Origin of the sequence: Mesorhizobium sp. WSM4906 (genome assembly GCF_029674625.1) — a bacterium.
Taxonomy (GTDB): domain Bacteria; phylum Pseudomonadota; class Alphaproteobacteria; order Rhizobiales; family Rhizobiaceae; genus Mesorhizobium.
Genome location: NZ_CP121355.1, coordinates 3,857,552 through 3,876,622, shown reverse-complemented (window position 1 = coordinate 3,876,622; position 19,071 = coordinate 3,857,552). Strand labels below are relative to the sequence as shown.

Here is a 19,071-nt window from a genome sequence, read left to right as displayed (position 1 = left end):
CGGGAACGGCCGTCGCATGCACAAGGTTTCGTCATGCCCCGTATCGTCAAGCACCCGGAACTCAGGCGCGAAGAACTGCTGGACCATGCCCAGGCCCTGTTCCTCACGCATGGCTATGACAAAGCGAGCCTCAACGACGTGATCGCCGCAGCCGGCATCTCGAAGGGCGCTTTCTACCACTACTTTCCCTCCAAGGAGGCGCTGCTGGAAGCGCTGGCCGGGCGCTTTGCGAAACAGGCGCTCGCCGGCGTCGAGGACATTGTCGCCGATCCGGCCCTCGACCCGCTGGGTCGACTAAATGCGCTCCTGGCGAAATCACGGCAGGCAAAGATCGAAACCGCCGCGGAAGCCTGGGCGCTGTTCGAAACGCTGTTTCGGCCGGAAAACCTGGTGCTGTTCCACCGCATCAATCTGGCGGCCAGCGCGTCGTTTTCCCCCGTGCTGGTGGAGATCATCCGGCAAGGCGTCGCGGACGGCACGTTCCGCACCTTCGATCCGGAAGGGGTCGCCGATATCGTCATGCAGTTCGGCATGGCCACGCACGACGTCATCGCCAAGGCTTTTGCCAGCGGCAGCGATGCCGACATGGAAGTTGCGATCGAAGCCTTGGAAAAGCGCGTCAGGCTCTATGAGATCGCGCTCGACCGCATTCTCGGGCTTCCCGACGGCAGCATCAGGATCGGCGAGCCAGGCTATGTGCGCGCCGTGATGACCGCGCGCCGCGCTAATCCTTCCCCCAGCGCGGCCGACGCATCGAAAAGATCTCGTTGACGCTGGCATAGTCCATGTAGCCGAGCCGGGCGACGTTGCCGGCCCTGACGATGTCGAACAGGCCATCCTTGAGATAAGCATCGTCTATGTGGACGCCGACGACCTCGCCGGCGACGACGATGGCGCTGGTCTCGGTGCCGTCCAGCGCCCGCGGCCGGATTATCTCCGTCACCTTGCATTCGAGGGCGGCGGGCGCCTCCGCCACGCGCGGCGGCGCGACGAGGCGCGACGGCGCCATGGCGAGATCGGCATAGGCGAATTCGCTGACGCCGCGCGGCGCGTCCACGGCCGTGCGGTTCATCTTCTCGGCCAGCTCGCGGCTGACGAGATTGGCGACGAATTCGCCTGTTTCTTCAGCGAAGGTGGCGCTGTCCTTCGCGCCTTCCGATGAGAACCAGACGATGAAGGGACGCGTCGAAAACGCGTTGAAGAAAGAATAGGGCGCAAGGTTGATCTCACCGGCCCTGTTCAACGTCGATATCCATCCGATGGGGCGGGGAGCCACGATCGCCTTCGATGGATCGTGCGGCAGGCCGTGCCCCTTGGACGGCTCGTAGAACATGTCAGCCGGCCCAGGGTCCCGCGTAGTCGGCATAGAGCTTCGCCGGATCGGGCCGCGGCCGCTCGGGCGCTGGCCCTTGGTATGAGCCGATATGGACGAAGCCGATGACGCGCTCCTGCGGCGACAGCCCGAGGATCGCCCTGCCCTCCGCGACGTCGGAATACCAGTTGCTGATCATGTTGGTGCCATAGCCCAGCGCGTTGGCCGCAATCATCAGATTCATAGCCGCCATTCCACCCGACAGGAACATCTCCCATTGCGGGATCTTCGGGTTCTCCCGCGGCACCGACACCACGCCGATCACCAGCGGCGCGCGCGAGAAGCGCGCCAGTTCCTGATTGCGCCGCCCCTCGGGCAGCGGCCCCTCGCGCTGCTCTGCAAGGGCCGCGAGCTTCCTGCCGATCTCGACCCGTGCCTCGCCGCGGTAGAGGACGAACCGCCAGGGCTCAAGCCGGCCGTGGTCCGGAACGCGCGAGGCGGCCGCGATCATCGTGGCGATCTCCGCATCGCTCGGCGCCGGCTCCTTGAGGTCGGGAATCGGCGCGGAATTGCGGGTCAGCAGGAAGTCGATGATCGGCGACGCCATGGGCGCAAGTCTCCTAAGCATTCAATTTTGAGCTGAAGCACGCCATCGGGAGGTCGGGCGGCTCGGGCAATGGCGCGTTATGCGCCGGATAAAGAGCCCTGGCGGGAGGCGGCAGGCTCTTGAGCCTTGAAATTGCCACCGCCTTGGGCTTCAACGCAAGGCATGTTTGAGGGGACTCTGCGCCTTTTCGTGATCGGGCTCATCGCCGCGCTGTTCGCGGTGCCGGTTTCGTTCGCGCTGGCCCAGAACGCCAACGACGTCGGCAACATCAAGCTGCCGGGCATTTCAAGCTATGCGACGCCGAAGAGCGAGAGGTCGCTGGCGCTGGGTAGCGGCGGCGCGATCACCCTTTCGGCGCAACTGACCGACAAGGGCGCCGACATCACCCGCGGCATCGTCTGGCGCGTGTTCAAGCCGGAACCCGCCAGCGACGGCAAGCTGCCGATGGTGGCGTCCGCGCATGGCGGCACGGCGGTGTTCCAGCTCGACCCCGGCAGCTATCTGGTCCATGCCTCTTACGGGCGGGCCGGCGCCACCAAGCGCATCACCGTCGGCAAGGATGCCAAGCGCGAGAACCTCGTCCTCGATGCCGGCGGCCTGAAGCTCGACGCCGTGACCTCGGGCGGCGCGCATATTCCGCCGAAGAAGCTCCGTTTTGCGATCTATGAAGGCCAGGCCGCGACCAACGGCGACCGCGCGCTGATCGTCCCCGATGTCGAGCCGAATACGGTGGTGCGGCTGAATGCCGGCACCTACCACGTCGTCTCCACCTATGGCGCGGTCAACGCCGTGATCCGCTCCGACATCCGAGTCGAGGCCGGCAAGCTGACCGAAGCCACCGTCGAGCATCGCGCGGCCGAGATGACGATGAAGCTCGTGCGCGAGCCCGGCGGCGAAGCCATCGCCGACACCTCATGGTCGCTGCTCAACGAATCCGGCGATCCGATCAAGGAAGCCGTCGGCGCCTTCGCCTCGATGGTGCTGGCCGAGGGCCAGTACACCATCATCGCCAAGAACCGCGACCGCATCTACCAGAAGGATTTCACCGTCGTGGCGGGCCAGAACCAGGAGATCGAGGTCGTGGCCAACGAAACGTCCGCCATCGATCCCGAGGAAGGCGCGGACTGAGGTTTTCGGTCCGGAATTGCCAAAAGGCTCAGGCGGCTTTCCGCATCCGCTTTGGCAGGAACGGCACGCGCCCGCGCGGCGCAGCCGGCGGCGCGAGGTCGAAGACGCTGCGATAGAGCCGGTCGAGCAGCGTCTTGCGGTCGCGCAGCGGCTCGAGCTCACCCCATCTCAGAACATCGCCGAGGCGCACCTCGATCGCCTTGCCGGAGAGCCGCGCGAACTCGCGGATGAGCAAGGACGTGCGCAGCGTCAGCGACGCCTTGCCGACGAACTTCGCCACGCGGCTGTCGCGCTCGGCCATGTTCATGGGGCCGCTGACCAGATGGAACAGGCGGCCGTTCTGGCCGGAGAAATGCATCGGAATGACCGAGGCCTTGGCCTCCTGGATGAGCTTGGCCGGAAACATCTTCCAGGGCAGGTCGATCGCCCGGCCGAAACCCTTCGGCGCCGTGGCGACGCCGCCGGCCGGGAAGACGACGATGGTGACGCCTTCCTTCAGCAGCCGCACCGCCTCGTGGCGCACGGCCATGTTGTTCTTCAGCGCTTCCTTGGTCTCGGAAAAATCGATCGGCAGCGAATAGGCTTCCATCTCGCGGATCTTGAGCAGATCCTTGTGGATCATGACCCGGAACGGCCGCCCGAGTTGCTCGGCGAGCGACAGCACGGCAATGCCGTCGCCGATGCCGAACGGATGGTTGGCGACGATAACCAGCGGCGTGTCCGGCAAATTCACCGGCGGCCAATGGCCGGCGTTGCGCACCCTGACGTCGATCAGTTCCAGCATGCGGCTGAACACGCGCTCACCGGTCGGCGCCACCTGGCGCCGCCAGAAATCATAGAGCACGGCAAACCGGTCGCGGCCCGACAGGCCTTCGACGGAATGGATGAACCATCGCGTCAGCGCCGGCTGATGCTGGTTGGCGTAGGAGAGCTCGGGAAACGGCCTTTCCCGCAGTTTCAGCTTGAGCATGGCGGCTCGTTACAGGTTTGGCGTGACAGGCGTGTGAAATGGCGGTGGACCATGCCACCGCCATTCCGATGCATGTCGCCCAAAAGTGTGCGGCGGTTTGGGAAAACGACATGCATCAAAACGAAGAACTTAAAGCGCGTCGCAGCGCGATGCGCTTTAAGAGTGTTTGGGAAAAATCAGGCCGCGCGGCGCTTGCGGTCCGGAGAGACCGCCTCCTCGGCGAGCGACGTCACCGCATCCGCAAGCTTGAGCGATTCCTGGTCACGGGAACCGAGCCGGCGGATGTTGACGGTCTCCTCTTCCGCCTCGCGCTTGCCGCAGACGAGGATGACCGGCACCTTGGCCAGGCTGTGCTCGCGCACCTTGTAGTTGATCTTCTCGTTGCGCAGGTCGGCTTCGGCCAGCAGGCCAGCCGCCTTGAGCCGATCGACGACCTTCATCGCGTATTCGTCGGCATCCGAGGTGATCGTCGCCACCACCACCTGCAGCGGCGCGAACCACAGCGGGAAATGGCCGGAATAGTTCTCGATCAGGATACCGAGGAAGCGTTCCATCGAGCCGCACACCGCGCGATGCACCATGACCGGCTGCTTCTTCTCCGAATCCGAGCCGATATAGAAGGCGCCGAACCGCTCCGGCAGGTTGAAGTCGACCTGCGTGGTGCCGCACTGCCATTCGCGGCCGATGGCATCCTTCAGCACATATTCGAACTTCGGGCCGTAGAAAGCGCCCTCGCCCGGATTGACCGAGGTCTTGATGCGATTGCCGGAGCGCGTGCGGATCGTCTCCAGCACGTTTCTCATGATCGCCTCGGCATGGTCCCAGGCCTCGTCGGTGCCGACGCGCTTGTCCGGCCGCGTCGACAGCTTCACGGCGACCTCGTCGAAGCCGAAATCGGCATAGGTCGACAGGATCAGGTCGTTGATGCGCAGGCATTCGGCGGCGAGCTGCTCCTCGGTGCAGAAGATATGCGCATCGTCCTGCGTGAAGCCGCGCACGCGCATCAGCCCGTGCAGCGCGCCCGATGGCTCGTAGCGGTGCACGTTGCCGAACTCCGCAAGCTTCACGGGCAGTTCGCGGTAAGACTTCAACCCATGCTTGAAGATCTGCACATGGCCGGGGCAATTCATAGGCTTCAGCGCGAAGATGCGGTCGTCGTCGGTATCGTCGCCGGCGACGGTGACCTTGAACATCGCGTCGCGATACCAGCCCCAGTGGCCCGACGTCTCCCAAAGGCTCTTGTCCAGCACCTGCGGCGCGTTGACTTCCTGGTAGCCGTGCTCGTCGAGGCGGCGGCGCATGTAGTTGACCAGGTTCTGGAACATCTTCCAGCCCTTGGCATGCCAGAACACGACGCCCGGCCCCTCTTCCTGGAAATGGAACAGGTCCATCTCGCGGCCAAGCTTGCGGTGATCGCGCTTCTCGGCTTCCTCGAGCAGCGTCTGGTAGGCATCGAGCTGCGCCTGGTCGGCGAAGGCGGTGCCGTAGATGCGCGTCAGCATCGGGTTGTTGGAATCGCCGCGCCAGTAGGCGCCCGCCACCTTCATCAGCTTGAAGGCATTGCCGACCTGCCCGGTCGAGGCCATGTGCGGACCGCGGCAGAGGTCGAACCAATCACCCTGCGCGTAGATCTTGATCTCCTGATCCTCGGGGATAGCGTCGATCAGCTCGACCTTGTAGCGCTCGCCCTTGTCGGAAAAGACCTTCTTCGCCTTCTCGCGCGACCAGACTTCCTTGGTGAACGGCTTGTTGCGGGCGATGATCTCGCGCATCTTCTTTTCGATCGCCGGGAAATCGTCCGGCGTGAACGGCTCGTTGCGCGCGAAGTCGTAGTAAAACCCGTTCTCGATCACCGGCCCGATGGTCACCTGCGTTCCCGGCCAAAGCTCCTGCACGGCCTCGGCCAGCACATGTGCCGCGTCATGGCGGATGAGTTCCAGCGCGCGCGGATCCTCGCGGGTGATGATCTCGACCTTGCCGGACTTGCCGAGCGGATCGGAAAGATCGCGCACGGTGCCATCGAGGCTGTAGGCCACGGCCTTCTTGGCCAGCGACTTCGAGATCGATTCGGCAAGACCGGCGCCGGTCATCGCCGCGTCGTACTCGCGGACCGAACCATCGGGAAACGTCAGGGAAACGGAATTCAGCATCAATCTTCTCCTATCCAGTCCCGCAAACGAGCGCGGGTGGTGAAAATGCATGTCGCAGGAATGCGCTGGGGCATGCAGAGGGGTTAGCCGGAGGGCCGGCGGGCGCGGTTTTAGAGGCAGCGCCGCCTCAGGTAAAGAGCGGCCCGTCAGGAATTGTCGCCAGCGATGTCGCAGGCCGGTCGCGAAGGCTTGCGAATAATGCCGGGACAGATTTGGATGACCGGAATGGAAGACGCCACACCCAGCCGAACCGCCCTTCGCGTCGCACGCTTGCGGGCGCTGCATCAGTTTTCACCGCAGGCGGCGCTGTTTCGCGATCCCTATGCGCTCGCGATTCTGGGCGAGGCCGCGCCGAACGCCGGGGAACTCTCGCAGGAAGACGAGCACGGGCGTCGCATGCGCCTGTTCGTTGCCTCACGCGCTCGCCTTGCCGAGGACTGGCTGGCGGCGGCGGTGCGGCGCGGCGTGCGACAGGTCGTGGTGCTTGGCGCCGGCCTCGACACTTTTGCGCTGCGCAATCCATATCCGGGCGTCACGGTGTTCGAGGTCGATCATCCGGCCACACAGGCCTGGAAACGCCAACGCATCGCCGAGGCCGGTCTTGCCGAGCCGGCAGGGGCCGCCTTCGTGCCGGTCAATTTCGAACGCCAGAGTCTGGCAGGCGAATTGGCGGCGGCTGGTCTGAACACGACCGAGCCGAGCTTCTTCATCTGGCTGGGAGTCGTGCCCTACCTGACGCGCGAAGCGATTTTTACCACGCTTGACTACATTGCAGGCATCCCCGGTTCGGAAGTCGTCTTCGACTACAGCGAGCCGGCCGGGAACCGCGACGCCGCGGGCCAGGCGACGCTTGCCTTCTATGCCGCGCGTGTCGCGGCGATCGGCGAGCCCTGGATCAGCTTCTTGGTCCCCGATGAATTGGCGAAGTCGCTCGCCGATCTCGGCTTCGATGAGATCGAGGATCTCGACAACGGCGACATTGCCGTCCGTTTTGCCAGGACTCCCGAAGCCGGCCGCCGCAATTCTGGCGGGCACATCCTGCGCGCCCGCCGCAGCGTCTGAGAACTACTTTACCAGTTGCGGTAGATCCTTCAGGAACGCCGCTCGCGTGGCGAGCCCCTTCGGCGTGTCGGTGCGTTTCGTGTCGACGACCAGCCTTGCAAAGACGATGCGACGTCCGTCCTTCTCGGCCCAGCCGACGAACCAGCCGAGCGAACGCTTGCTCTTGCCGAGCCTCGTGCTGCCGGTCTTGCCCTGCACGGTCCAGTCCCCCGACTCGAAGGTTGGGATAATCGCTTTCGTCATCTCATGCGCCTTGGCCGAAACCGGCATTTTGCCGGCGAGCAGCCGGCGCAGGAACGCCGTCTGCTCGACGGGTGAGATTTCGAGCGAGGAATCCACCCAAGAATTGGTGAGGCCGTCGTTCTTGCCGGCGGTCCCCGAAACATCCGCGTTGCCGTAGACGAACTTCGAGACATAGCCGGCGAAACGATCCGCTCCCAGCCGGCGCGTGATCTCGCGCGAATACCAGATGATGGAGTCGCGTTCCCAGATCGTCGGGTCGACGGTCTTGCGGTCGCGCTTCACCGCGTTGAACTCCGGCTTGTAGTCCCAGCTCGGCGTATGCTGGTCGCTCAGGATTGCGGAATCGTAGCCGATCAGCGCCAAAGGCACCTTGAAGGTGGAAGCCGGGCTGACGCGCCGGTCGCACACACCGTCCTGGTAAAGCGTCGCGCCGCTTTCCGAATCCTGGATCAGCGTGCAGTGGATGTCCTCGAGCGGTGCCGATTGCGCCCGCATCGGCAGGCCGAGCATCCAGGCCAGAAGGAACAGAATAATGGCAATAAAGAAGGGATAGCGGTCCATTTGGCGCATCGAAGCCACTCCGGAAAGGGATTACGGGAAGCGGCTTAGCGAGGCGTCTTGTCTCGATTTTGTTTCAAATTGGCAGTGTTTGTGCAGCTTGGCGTTAACCCTACCAGATCGTAAACACGGCCTGCGGAAAGTCGATGCGGTCAGCGCTCCGCTTGCCCGCGTTTCCGGCCGAGCTGCCAGTAGCGCCACGGCATGAACCAGACATAGCGCGCGCCAAGCGTCTCCGGCACGCGGTCGATGCCGTGCGTTCCGAACGGTCCGCAGCGAGAAACCCGAAACAGCGCCATCCAGCCTCCGGCCCACAGGCCATGGCGGGCGATCGCTTCATGCGCATATTCGGAGCAGGTCGGCAGATGCCGGCAGCTGTTGCCGACGAAGCCGGAAAGCGTCAGTTGGTAAAGGCGCACCAGCGACGTGCCAAGGATGCGTCCCGGAGTCTTGCGCCAAGGTCCCGGCCAGTTGCGCCCGTGCCGGATCGGCCGGGCGCCATGCGTATGCCCATCGTGGTCAGCCAACCACCTTGCTCCACAGCGTTCTTCTTCGCGATAGATGTGGGCTTCGAATCGTGAACGCAATGATCTTTTGCCCTCATGGTCTGGAGCGACGGTTAGGATACCTGTCCGTCCACGGTGAGTGGTGACATGAAATATGCCGATGGTCATGGCAGCCGCGTCCGTGCCGGGCTTCGCCGTGCCACTGAAAGGTGGCGATCCGCATGACGTCGCTCAAAATGGCCAGGAACTGGTTCATGGCAGTTGCTCCTTCGAGTCCGATTAGACCGCCGCTGGCCTTGGCCCTCAAACGAGTATAATTTCCGCGTCAGATAACTTGAGGTTATGCGATATGAAGCGGGGCCGGCTGCCGCTGACGGCATTGCGAAGTTTCGAAACGGCCGGCCGGCATTTGAGCTTCAGCCGCGCGGCGGAGGAGCTTTATGTTTCGCAGGCCGCGATCAGCCGGCAGATCCGCGAGCTCGAGACCTTCCTGCGACAGCCGCTGTTTGTCCGCCTCCACCGCCGCGTCGAGCTGACGGATGCCGGACGCCGGCTGCTCGACCAACTGGTTAGAAGCTTCGACGACATTGATCGCTTGCTTTCGGAACTTGCGGGCTCGCCGGCACAGTCGCTAGTGCGCGTCAGCGTCGAACCTTCGCTTGCAGCGGTATGGCTGGTGCCGCGGCTCAACCGGTTTCGTCAGTTGCGCCCCGATATCGACGTTTCCCTGGACGTCGATCCGAGATTGATCGAGTTCCGCGGCGACCAGCCCGAGCTCGCCTTGCGCTTCAGCGCGCACGCGACCGCGTGGCCGCGCAGCAATGCCGAACGGCTGGCCTCGACCGTCGATTCACCGGTCCTGTCGCCGGCGCTGCTGGCGTCCGGCCCTCCCCTTGAGAAGCCGGTCGACCTTCGCCACTACACACTGCTGCATGAGGAAAACCGCCAGGGCTGGGCGCGCTGGTTCGAGGCGGCCGGCGTGCCGGCCGATGCCGTGCCGGCGCGCGGTCCGATGCTCTCCGACGCTTCGCTCTCGAAGCAGGCCGCACTCCTCGGCCATGGCGTGGCCCTCGGCGATCTCTTGCAGATCGGCGACGAGCTCGCCTCCGGCGCGCTGGTCAAGCCCTTCGACATCGACGTCGCGTCCGGCGCCTACTGGCTGGTGGCGAGAAATTTGCGGGATCTTTCCGAGCCGGCCAGGGCTTTCGCCGACTGGATACGGAGCGAATTTGCCCAAAGCAGGGGCGCGGCCTAGTAGGGGAGTGTCCTCAAGCCGCCTGTCCGGCGCGCTTCTTCTCGATCTGGCCGATCGCGTCGACCACCGCGTCGAAGGTCAGCATTGTCGATGCGTGGCGCGCCTTGTAGTCGCGCACCGGCTCCAGATACTTCAAGTCGGCAAACCGGCCTTCCGGCGGCGCGCCGTCTTCCTTGAGCATCTTCAGCATGGTCTCGCGCACCGCGCGCAGCTCGCCGGCTTTGGCGCCGATGACATGCTGGGCCATGATCGACGAGGATGCCTGGCCGAGCGCGCAGGCTTTCACGTCATGAGCGAAATCGGTTACGATATCGCCATCCATCTTGAGGTCGACGGTGACCGTCGAGCCGCATAATTTGGAGTGCGCCCTGGCGGTCGCATCGGGGTGGTCGAGCCGGCCGATCCGCGCAATGTTTCCAGCGAAGCCCAGAATTTTCGCATTGTAGACGTCGTCGATCATATTTTTCCAATCCGTCGCCGCCAAGCGAACAGGGTTTGCCGCTGTTGCGTCTTCCTTTCGCTCTGCACGACCATATATAATGCTGGCAGCCGGGCATCGACAAGGCAAGCTCAAGCCATTGTCATTGCTCATCTGTTCACGCCGCTTACGGGCTGGAAACCGGGCGAGTTTCACCCGAAAGGTCGTGGTCCGTTCAACTCGTCCCACCTTTGAGTGGGACTACGGGAGACGCCTTTATGGATGCCGTCATCAAGAAACTCATGCCCCCCGCCTCCTATATGGAGAAGCCTGTCACCGATCGCCCGAGCGAGGCTGAGGTCGAGGCCGCCGTGCGCACGCTTTTGCGCTGGACCGGCGACAATCCGGATCGCGAAGGCCTCGTCGATACACCGAAGCGCGTCACCAAGGCCTTCCGCGAGATGTTCAACGGCTACGACATGTGCCCGGCCGAGGAGCTTGGCCGCACTTTCGAGGAAGTGGCCGGCTATGACGATCTCGTCATCGTCAGGGACATCAAGTTCCACTCCCATTGCGAGCACCACATGGTGCCGATCATCGGCAAGGCGCATGTCGGCTACCTGCCGGACGGCAAGGTCGTGGGCCTCTCGAAGATCGCCCGCGTCGTCGACATTTTCGCGCATCGCCTGCAGACGCAGGAAGCGATGACCGCGCAGATCGCCGGCGTCATCCAGGACGTGCTCAATCCGCGCGGCGTCGCCGTCATGATCGAGGCCGAGCATATGTGCATGGCCATGCGCGGCATCCGCAAGCAGGGTTCGACCACGCTCACCTCGACCTTCACCGGCGTCTTCAAGGACACGCCCGAGGAGCAGGTGCGCTTCGTCACCATGGTGCGCGCCTAAAGCATGTCTCCCGAAAGTGGGAACCGGTTTCGGGATAAAGACATGCTTAAAATCAAAAACCTAAAGCGCATGGAGCGAATCTGAAAGATCGCGACGCGCTTTAAGCGCCCGCCGTCACCTGCTAAAGGCGTAGGCTGAGTCGAAAATGGTGGTTTCCGAAATCCGGAGCGGAGCGTATTTGAAGTACGCGAGCACCGGAAGCGCAAGGAGCCGCCGTTTACGCAGGCCCGGCCTCCGCTGAATATCAGCATGGATCAAAACAAGGACCGGCGATGTCGGCACTGCAATTTCCCGAAGCTCCAGCAGACAAGAAGGCGCTGGAGGAAGGCACCGTTCTTTCTCCGCGCTTCGATGCAGCCGGCCTCGTCACCGTCGTCGTCACCGACGCCGGCGACGGCATGCTTTTGATGGTCGCGCATATGAACGCGGAGGCTTTGGCGCTGACGCTGGAAACCGGCGTCGCGCATTATTGGTCGCGCTCACGCAACGCGCTGTGGAAGAAGGGCGAGACCTCGGGCAATTTCCAACGCGTCGTCGAGATGCGCACGGATTGTGACCAGGACGCGATATGGTTGAGCGTCAAAGTATTGGGCCACGACGCAACTTGTCACACTGGCAGGCGTTCCTGCTTTTATCGGACGGTGGGGCTCGACGACGGCAAGGCGACGCTTGCCGACGATGGCAGCAAGCCGCTGTTCGATGCGCAACAAACGTATCGGAAGCCGGTGTGAACCATTCAATATTCACAAACCACTCACATTCACTATTCTCAAATATCCTTGATGTAGAAGGGATACGGGACAAGGGAGATCATGATGCTCGAATGGGCGTCATTGCGCAGCAGACCTGACGTTCAGGAAGCCAACGGCCCTGCATCGTCCGGCGGCGTGCCCGGATCGAAAACGGCGAGGAAGGCGGGCATTTCGCTGGCGCTCGGCGGCGGCTGCGCCCGGGGCTGGGCGCATATCGGTGTGCTGCGCGCTCTGGACGAAGCCGGCATCGAAGTGTCGATGATCGCCGGTACCTCGATCGGCGCGCTCGTTGGCGGCTGCTATCTTGCCGGCAAGCTGGACGAGCTGGAGGAATTCGCCAGGAGCCTGACCAAGCGCCGCATCTTCGGGCTTCTCGATCTCAATCTGCGCGGCAGCGGCCTGTTCGGCGGTATGAAGCTCGATGCGCGTCTGCGTGAGCACGTGGACGGTATCCGTTTCGAGGACCTGTCGAAGCCTTTCGTCGCCGTCGCTTCCGAAATCCGCACCGGCCACGAAATCTGGCTGTCGCACGGCTCGCTGATCACCGCCATGCGCGCGTCCTACGCGCTGCCCGGCGTCTTCTCGCCAGTGAACTGCAACGGCCGCATGCTGGTCGACGGCGCGCTGGTCAATCCGGTGCCGGTGTCTGTCTGCCGTGCCTACGAGCAGCCGCTCGTGGTGGCCGTCAACCTGCATTACGATCTGTTCGGACGTGCCGCGGTCATCAAGCACAGCGCGGGTGAGCTCGTCGTCGAGAGCGACGCGCCGCGCCCCGGCCAGGTCAACCCTCAGCATCAGCCGCACCAGACGCGCCTCGGCATCACCGGCGTCATGGTCGAGGCCTTCAACATCATCCAGGACCGGATTTCGCGCGCCAGGCTCGCCGGCGACCCACCAGACATGTCGCTGCAGCCGAAGCTCAGCCATATCGGCCTGACCGAATTCCATCGCGCCGACGAGGCGATCCGCCTCGGCTATCAGGCGACGATGTCCCAGATCAGCGAATTGACGCGGTTGCAGACGGTGCTCGCCTGATCCGAAACCGCAGTCAAAGTTCAAGCAACCGCGGCGTCCGTGATGCGGAATTGGACCGTCCGGTTGCCATTCCAGTAATTGCCCGACAGCGAACCGGCGACATGCACGGTCTTGCCCCTGTTCTTGAACAGGAATTCGCCAAGCGCGGTGTCGACGGCGCGGAATGCGATTGCCTGGAGGTTGCCGCCGCTTTGCGATTGCAGGTCGGCGCGGATGTGGTTGGTGCCGATCGGCCGCGCATCGGCGAGCCGGTGGCGCGGCAGCACGAACACCGGAGCGATGTGCCCGGCGCCGAACGGGCCGGCTTTTTCCAGCGCATCGAGAAGCGCCAGCGTCGCCCCCTCGGCGGCTAAGGCGCCGTCGATCGCCAGGCTTTCCTCGCTCTGCAGCCGGAACACGTCCGCCGCGGCGCGCTCCTCGAAGAAGGCCCGCAGCGCGCCAAGCTTGGCGCGCTCGACGGTGATGCCGGCCGCCATGCCATGGCCGCCTCCCTTGACGATCAGCCCGGCCTCCGCCGCCTCGCGCACCAGCCGGCCGAGATCGAAACCGGAGACCGAGCGTCCCGAACCTGTGCCGATGCCATTGGCGTTGAAGGCAACGGCGAAAGCAGGACGGCGCGCATGGTCCTTGAGCCGCGAGGCCAGCAGACCGACGATGCCGGGATGCCAGCTATTGCTGGCGGTGACGACGATGGCAGGACCATTGCCGCCGGTAAGCTCGGCATCGGCCTCGGCACGCGCCTGCGCCAGCATCTCCATTTCCATCTGCTGCCGCTCCTGGTTCAGCCGGTCGAGCGTCTCGGCAATGCTTGCCGCTTCCACAGGATCGTCGGTGGCGAGCAACCGGCTGCCGAGCGCCGCATCGCCGATGCGCCCGCCGGCATTGATGCGCGGCCCGATCAGATAGGCGAGATGGAAGGTGTTGATCGGCTCGCCGATGCGTGAAACCCGCGCAAGCGCCGCCAGCCCCTCGTTCCTCTGCTGGCGCGCTATCTGCAGTCCCTTGACCACGAAAGCGCGGTTCACGCCGGTGAGCGGCACCACGTCGCAAACCGTCGCCAGCGCGACGAGGTCGAGCAGCGACAGCAGGTCGAACGGCGCGACGTCCGGCAGCTTCTCGCGCAGCACCTTCGCCGTCTGCACGAGGCACAGGAAGACGACGCCGGCGGCGCACAGATGCCCCTGCCCCGAAAGATCGTCCTCCCGGTTCGGGTTGACCACCGCATCGGCCGCCGGCAGCGCGCCGCCGACCTGGTGATGGTCGAGCACCACGACATCGGCGCCGGCCTGCTTGGCCGCCTCGATCGATGCTGCGCTGTTGGTGCCGCAGTCGACTGTGACGATCAGCTTCGCGCCGCGCGAGATGAGCTCGCGCATGGCTTCGGGATTGGGGCCGTAACCTTCGAAGATGCGGTCTGGAATATAGATTTCGGATGGTACCGAAAAATGCGCGAGAAAGCGCTTGAGCAGCGCCGACGAGGCGGCGCCGTCGACATCGTAGTCGCCGAAGATCGCCACCTTCTCGCCGGCCACGATCGCCTCCGCCAGCCGCGCCGCCGCCTTCTCCATGTCGGTGAGCGAGGTCGGATTCGGCAAAAGCTCGCGAATGGTCGGATCGAGGAAGCGCTCGGTCTGCTCGGCTGTCACGCCACGTCCGGCGAGCACCCTCGCGACGATGTCCGGCACCCCATGGCCTTGCGCGATGGCCAAAGCGGCCATGTCCTGCCGCTCGGTAAGCCGGTGCTCCCAGGAGACACCGGTCGCCGACTGCCTGACATCGAGGAAGAAACGTCTTTCGCCCGTCATGCGACGCGCCGTCCGCAGATCATCCTTCGGCAGATATCAATATGCGACGGCGGTAGCAATTCCGGGAAAGTCGGCAACTCCAGGAAAACTGTGGAACGGTTGCCCGTCGGCGATTGTGTCAAACGAGTGGGCAGGACGAATCAAAACTTTTCCAGATCCTGGTGACGCGCCTTGATCTCGCGCACGGTGCGCGAGGACGAGCGCAGCACGATGGTGTGGGTGGTGATGAAGGTGCGGCCGAACCTGACCCCGTCGAGCAGATTGCCGTCGGTGACGCCGGTTGCCGCAAACAGCACGTCGCCGCGCGCCATGTCCTGTGCGCGATAGACCCGCTTCGGGTCGGAAATGCCCATCTTTGCGGCGCGTGCCGCCTTCTCCTGCGTGTCGAGGATCAGCCGGCCCTGCATCTGTCCGCCAGTGCAACGGAGCGCCGCCGCGGCCAGCACTCCTTCCGGCGCGCCGCCGGTGCCGAGATAGATGTCGATGCCGGTCTCTTCCGGGTCGGTGGTGTGAATGACGCCAGCGACGTCGCCGTCGCCGATCAGCCGGATCGCCGCGCCCGTGGCGCGCACGGCGTCGATCAGCTTGGCGTGGCGCGGCCGGTCGAGGATGCAGGCGGTGATGTCGGACACCGCCACGCCCTTGGCTTTGGCGAGGTTGGCAATATTTTCCGCCGGCGGGGCGTCGATGTCGATGATGCCCTCGGCGTAGCCGGGCCCGATGGCGATCTTATCCATGTAGACGTCGGGCGCGAACAGCAGGCTGCCCTTTTCCGCGATGGCGATGACGGCGAGCGCATTGGGCAGGTTCTTGGCGCAGATCGTCGTGCCTTCCAGCGGGTCGAGCGCGATGTCGACAGCCGGGCCTTTGCCGGTGCCGACCTCCTCGCCGATATAGAGCATCGGCGCCTCGTCACGCTCGCCCTCGCCGATCACCACCGTGCCCTTGATGGCCAGGCGGTTGAGCTCCTGGCGCATGGCATCGACGGCGACCTGGTCGGCGGCTTTCTCATCGCCGCGCCCGCGCAGCCGGGCGGCGGCAACGGCGGCCCGCTCGGTGACGCGCACCACTTCCATGGTGAGGATACGGTCGAGGCCGGCTGCGATGTTCTGGGCCATGTTCATGAATGGGCATTCCTCGTTGATGAAGGCGGTTCGGTTCTGAACCGCCCTACTGCTCGACACCTCCCGCCAGAGGCGCGCTTCTTCTGGCAAAGCTCCATGACAACGGCAAGACTTGCCATGCCAATTTTTGAAATGGCAGCAAGATCAATCGATTAAAGATGAAATGTGACTCGAACTATTCGGCTCGCTCGATGCGGATCACCTGTGGCTTGTCGGTCAGATGGCCGTCCTTGGTGACGCCTTCGACCGCCTTGCGCACTGCCGCTTCCGTCGTCTCATGCGTGACGAGGATGACCGTCTTCTGCGCCTGGGTTTCCGGACCGGCCGCCTGCTGCACGATCGATTCCAGCGAAATGTCGTTGTCGGCCATGCGCTTGGCGATCGCGGCGAAGACGCCAATGCGATCATGGACCGTGAGCCGGATGAAATAGCCGCCGGCATGGCTGCGCATCTGCGCCTTCTTGTAGGGCTTCAATTCCCTCGCCGGCCAACCGAAGACCGGTGCGTGCTGGAAGCCCGGCCGGCTCTTGGCGATGTCGGCAATGTCGCCGACCACCGCGGAGGCGGTGGCGTTGCCGCCCGCGCCGGGGCCGGAGAGCAAAAGCTCGCCAAGGATGTCTGTCTCGATCGCCACCGCATTGGTGACGCCGTGCACCTGCGCAATGACGGAGGCCGTCGGCACCATGGTCGGATGCACGCGCTGCTCGATGCCGCTGTCGGTGCGCTGGGCGACGCCGAGCAGCTTGATGCGGTAGCCGAGATCGGCCGCCGCGCGAATGTCGGCCTGGGTGATGTTGGAGATGCCTTCCATGTAGATGTCGTTGGCGGCGATCCTTGTGCCGAAGGCAAGGCTGGTCAGGATCGACAGCTTGTGCGCCGTGTCGTGACCCTCGATGTCGAAGGTCGGATCGGCTTCGGCATAGCCCAGGCGCTGCGCGTCCTTCAGGCAGGCGTCGAAGGAGATGCCTTCGGCCTCCATGCGGGTCAGTATGTAGTTGCAGGTGCCGTTGAGGATGCCGAAGACGCGGGTGACCTGGTTGCCGGCCATCGCCTCGCGCATCGTCTTGATGACCGGGATGCCGCCGGCGACCGCCGCCTCGTAGTTGAGCAGCACGCCCTTCTTCTCGGCGATCTCCGCCAACTGCACGCCATGCTTGGCCAGCAGCGCCTTGTTGGCGGTCACGACGTGGCGGCCTGCCTCGAGCGCCGCCTTGACGGATGCGCGGGCAGGTCCTTCGTCGCCGCCGATCAACTCGACGAAGACATCGATGTCGGCCTTTTCGGCCATCTCCACGGCGTCGCCGAACCACTTGGCAGCGCTCAAATCGACGCCGCGGTCGCGCTTCGGGTCGCGGGCCGATACGGCCGTGACGAGGATGTCGCGACCGCACTGGCGGGTGAGTTCCGCCGCCTTTTCGTCGAGCACGCGCGCCACCGAGGCGCCCACCGTGCCAAGGCCGGCAATTCCAACACGCAACGCTTCAGCCATGTCCGGCGACGCCCCTCAAAGATTGGTCGGTGTGATGTGCGGCGAGCTTAGCGGCGGGCCGAAAGCGGCACGACGTTGTTGGGCTGCTTGGCGGTCGAAGCCAGGAACCGCTTGATGTTGCGCGCCGCCTGCCGGATCCGGTGCTCGTTCTCGACCAGCGCGACACGGACGAAATCGTCGCCGTATTCGCCGAAGCCTATCCCCGGTGCCACCGCCACGTCGGCATGCTCGATGAGCAGCTTGGAGAATTCGAGCGAGCCGAGTTGGCGGAACTGCTCCGGGATCGGCGCCCAGGCGAACATCGAGGCCGCCGGCGCAGGAATCGTCCACCCGGCGCGGCCGAAGGAATCGACCATCACGTCGCGCCGCTTGTGGTAGACCTCGCGCACCTCGGCGATGTCGGCGCCATCGCCGTTCAGCGCATGCGCCGCCGCCACCTGGATCGGCGTGAAGGCGCCGTAGTCGAGATAGGATTTGACCCGGGTCAGCGCCGCGATCAGCCGCTCGTTGCCGACCGCGAAGCCCATGCGCCAGCCGGGCATGGAAAAGGTCTTCGACATCGAGGTGAACTCGACGCAGACGTCGATCGCGCCCGGAACCTGCAGCACTGAGGGCGGCGGGTTGCCGTCGAAATAGATCTCCGAATAGGCAAGGTCCGACAGGATGATGATGTCGTTCTTCTTCGCGAAGGCGACCACGTCCTTGTAGAAATCGAGCGAGGCCACCAGCGCAGTCGGGTTGGACGGATAGTTGAGGATCAGCGCCAGCGGCTTCGGGATCGAGTGGCGGATGCCGCGCTCGACCGCCGGGATGAAGCCGTCGTCGGGCTCCACCTGCAGCGAACGGATGACGCCGCCCGACATGATGAAGCCGAAAGCGTGGATCGGATAGGTCGGATTGGGACAGAGGATGACGTCGCCGGGCGCTGTGATCGCCTGCGCCATGTTGGCGAAGCCTTCCTTCGAACCAAGGGTGGCCACGACTTGCGTGTCGGGGTTGAGCTTCACGCCGAAGCGGCGCTGGTAGTAGTTCGCCTGGGCGCGGCGCAGGCCGGGAATGCCGCGCGAGGACGAATAGCGATGGGTGCGCGGATCGCGTACCACTTCGCACAATTTGTCGACGATGGCTTTCGGCGTCGGCAGGTCCGGATTGCCCATGCCAAGGTCGATGATGTCGGCGCCGCGCGAGCGGGCGCTGGCCTTCAGCCGGTTGACCTGCTCGAACACGTAAGGCGGAAGCCGGCGGACCTTGTGAAATTCTTCCATTTCAGTTCCAGACGATCAAACGGGGGCGCTTTCGGCGCGCGATATAAACCTAATTGCAGTTAGGGTCGAGGGCGGGATCGCATTTGCCTTCGATCTGCTTCAGCGTGTCGTCGCCATGCGTTCTGGCGAGCGTGTTGAGCGCGGCAGGATTGGCGGTCGGCTTGACGCCGCCGCCCTTGGCAAGCTGCGCCTGCTCGTCGGCCTTGAGCTCGCCGAGCTTGGCGGCGGTCTCTTCCTTGGACAGCTGCTTGGCGGCCACCTGCGGCGGAATGTTGAGGTTCGGATAGGAGCCGGTATCCTTCGGGCCCTCGGTCAACGCCGTCGGCGCCGAATTGTTGTTGCTGGTCTCGCAGCCGCCCGCAAGCAGCGGCGCACACAGCACCACTGCCGCGACGGCGATGCGGCAAATCGAACCGGCGCCGAGAAAATAAGTCCCGCCTACATTAATCGTCATATTGTTTTCCTGGCAGCCGGGTTAGAGCGTGTT

19 protein-coding genes are annotated in these 19,071 nt (G+C 64.3%); 7 read left to right on the top strand and 12 right to left on the bottom strand.

Annotation, left to right across the window (positions count from 1 at the left end):
• Positions 1–33 precede the first annotated feature (33 nt).
• The gene (locus tag QAZ22_RS18445) at positions 34–771 is read left to right on the top strand and encodes a TetR/AcrR family transcriptional regulator (protein ID WP_278202169.1); all 738 of its coding nucleotides are present in this window, start codon (positions 34–36) and stop codon (positions 769–771) included.
• Here the strand turns inward: QAZ22_RS18445 and QAZ22_RS18440 are convergent.
• The gene (locus QAZ22_RS18440; protein ID WP_278202168.1) at positions 725–1,333 is read right to left on the bottom strand and encodes a flavin reductase family protein; all 609 of its coding nucleotides are present in this window, start codon (positions 1,331–1,333) and stop codon (positions 725–727) included. The two genes, QAZ22_RS18445 and QAZ22_RS18440, sit on opposite strands and share 47 nt — an antisense overlap.
• 1 nt (position 1,334) lies before the next feature.
• Positions 1,335–1,919, bottom strand: a complete 585-nt coding sequence (locus QAZ22_RS18435; protein ID WP_278202167.1) for a nitroreductase — start codon at positions 1,917–1,919, stop codon at positions 1,335–1,337.
• Between the two features lie 162 nt (positions 1,920–2,081).
• Here QAZ22_RS18435 and QAZ22_RS18430 point away from each other — a divergent pair, with 162 nt between their 5' ends.
• The gene (locus QAZ22_RS18430) at positions 2,082–3,047 is read left to right on the top strand and encodes a hypothetical protein (protein ID WP_278202166.1); all 966 of its coding nucleotides are present in this window, start codon (positions 2,082–2,084) and stop codon (positions 3,045–3,047) included.
• A gap of 28 nt (positions 3,048–3,075) precedes the next feature.
• Here QAZ22_RS18430 and QAZ22_RS18425 read toward each other — a convergent pair whose 3' ends face one another.
• Together QAZ22_RS18425 and thrS are read right to left on the bottom strand one after the other, a co-directional pair.
• Entirely contained in the window at positions 3,076–4,017 is a 942-nt protein-coding gene (locus QAZ22_RS18425) for a GNAT family N-acetyltransferase (RefSeq protein WP_278202165.1), read from the bottom strand.
• 176 nt (positions 4,018–4,193) lie between these two features.
• The gene (gene thrS / locus QAZ22_RS18420; protein WP_278202164.1) at positions 4,194–6,167 is read right to left on the bottom strand and encodes a threonine--tRNA ligase; all 1,974 of its coding nucleotides are present in this window, start codon (positions 6,165–6,167) and stop codon (positions 4,194–4,196) included.
• Between the two features lie 216 nt (positions 6,168–6,383).
• Here thrS and QAZ22_RS18415 point away from each other — a divergent pair, with 216 nt between their 5' ends.
• On the top strand, positions 6,384–7,229 hold the full coding sequence (locus tag QAZ22_RS18415) for an SAM-dependent methyltransferase (protein WP_347566916.1): 846 nt from the start codon (positions 6,384–6,386) through the stop codon (positions 7,227–7,229).
• Positions 7,230–7,232: 3 nt separating this feature from the next.
• Here the strand turns inward: QAZ22_RS18415 and blaOXA are convergent, their stop codons facing one another.
• Together blaOXA and yidD are read right to left on the bottom strand one after the other, a co-directional pair.
• A complete protein-coding gene (gene blaOXA / locus QAZ22_RS18410; RefSeq protein ID WP_278202163.1) occupies positions 7,233–8,042 on the bottom strand; it encodes a class D beta-lactamase in 810 nt (269 codons plus the stop codon).
• A gap of 140 nt (positions 8,043–8,182) precedes the next feature.
• On the bottom strand, positions 8,183–8,557 hold the full coding sequence (yidD, locus tag QAZ22_RS18405; protein WP_278202162.1) for a membrane protein insertion efficiency factor YidD: 375 nt from the start codon (positions 8,555–8,557) through the stop codon (positions 8,183–8,185).
• Between the two features lie 328 nt (positions 8,558–8,885).
• On the opposite strand from yidD, the gene QAZ22_RS18400 reads away from it, so the two are divergent.
• The gene (locus QAZ22_RS18400) at positions 8,886–9,791 is read left to right on the top strand and encodes a LysR substrate-binding domain-containing protein (protein WP_278202161.1); all 906 of its coding nucleotides are present in this window, start codon (positions 8,886–8,888) and stop codon (positions 9,789–9,791) included.
• 13 nt (positions 9,792–9,804) lie between these two features.
• Here the strand turns inward: QAZ22_RS18400 and QAZ22_RS18395 are convergent, their stop codons facing one another.
• Positions 9,805–10,251 (bottom strand): iron-sulfur cluster assembly scaffold protein, encoded by a 447-nt coding sequence (locus tag QAZ22_RS18395; RefSeq protein ID WP_278202160.1) that lies wholly within the window; start codon positions 10,249–10,251, stop codon positions 9,805–9,807.
• Positions 10,252–10,487: 236 nt separating this feature from the next.
• Between QAZ22_RS18395 and folE the strand changes: the two genes are divergently transcribed.
• The 3 genes from folE to QAZ22_RS18380 all read left to right on the top strand — a co-directional run bounded on the left by folE (position 10,488) and on the right by QAZ22_RS18380 (position 12,901).
• Positions 10,488–11,114 carry a GTP cyclohydrolase I FolE gene (gene folE / locus QAZ22_RS18390; RefSeq protein ID WP_040969653.1) on the top strand — a complete coding sequence of 209 codons (627 nt, stop codon included), beginning with the start codon at positions 10,488–10,490 and terminating at the stop codon, positions 11,112–11,114.
• Between the two features lie 272 nt (positions 11,115–11,386).
• The gene (hisI, locus tag QAZ22_RS18385) at positions 11,387–11,845 is read left to right on the top strand and encodes a phosphoribosyl-AMP cyclohydrolase (protein ID WP_278202159.1); all 459 of its coding nucleotides are present in this window, start codon (positions 11,387–11,389) and stop codon (positions 11,843–11,845) included.
• An 84-nt stretch (positions 11,846–11,929) separates the two neighbouring features.
• Entirely contained in the window at positions 11,930–12,901 is a 972-nt protein-coding gene (locus QAZ22_RS18380) for a patatin family protein (RefSeq protein ID WP_278207880.1), read from the top strand.
• 20 nt (positions 12,902–12,921) lie between these two features.
• Here QAZ22_RS18380 and recJ read toward each other — a convergent pair whose 3' ends face one another.
• From recJ to QAZ22_RS18355, 5 genes are all read right to left on the bottom strand, one after another.
• The gene (gene recJ / locus QAZ22_RS18375) at positions 12,922–14,706 is read right to left on the bottom strand and encodes a single-stranded-DNA-specific exonuclease RecJ (protein ID WP_278202158.1); all 1,785 of its coding nucleotides are present in this window, start codon (positions 14,704–14,706) and stop codon (positions 12,922–12,924) included.
• 140 nt (positions 14,707–14,846) lie between these two features.
• Positions 14,847–15,830, bottom strand: a complete 984-nt coding sequence (glpX, locus tag QAZ22_RS18370; RefSeq protein ID WP_278202157.1) for a class II fructose-bisphosphatase — start codon at positions 15,828–15,830, stop codon at positions 14,847–14,849.
• Positions 15,831–16,005: 175 nt separating this feature from the next.
• The gene (locus QAZ22_RS18365) at positions 16,006–17,319 is read right to left on the bottom strand and encodes a homoserine dehydrogenase (protein WP_278202156.1); all 1,314 of its coding nucleotides are present in this window, start codon (positions 17,317–17,319) and stop codon (positions 16,006–16,008) included.
• 47 nt (positions 17,320–17,366) lie between these two features.
• Positions 17,367–18,584, bottom strand: coding sequence for an LL-diaminopimelate aminotransferase (locus QAZ22_RS18360; protein ID WP_278202155.1), 1,218 nt, complete (start codon positions 18,582–18,584; stop codon positions 17,367–17,369).
• Positions 18,585–18,633: 49 nt separating this feature from the next.
• Positions 18,634–19,038, bottom strand: a complete 405-nt coding sequence (locus QAZ22_RS18355) for a hypothetical protein (protein WP_278202154.1) — start codon at positions 19,036–19,038, stop codon at positions 18,634–18,636.
• Between the last annotated feature and the right edge of the window lie 33 nt (positions 19,039–19,071).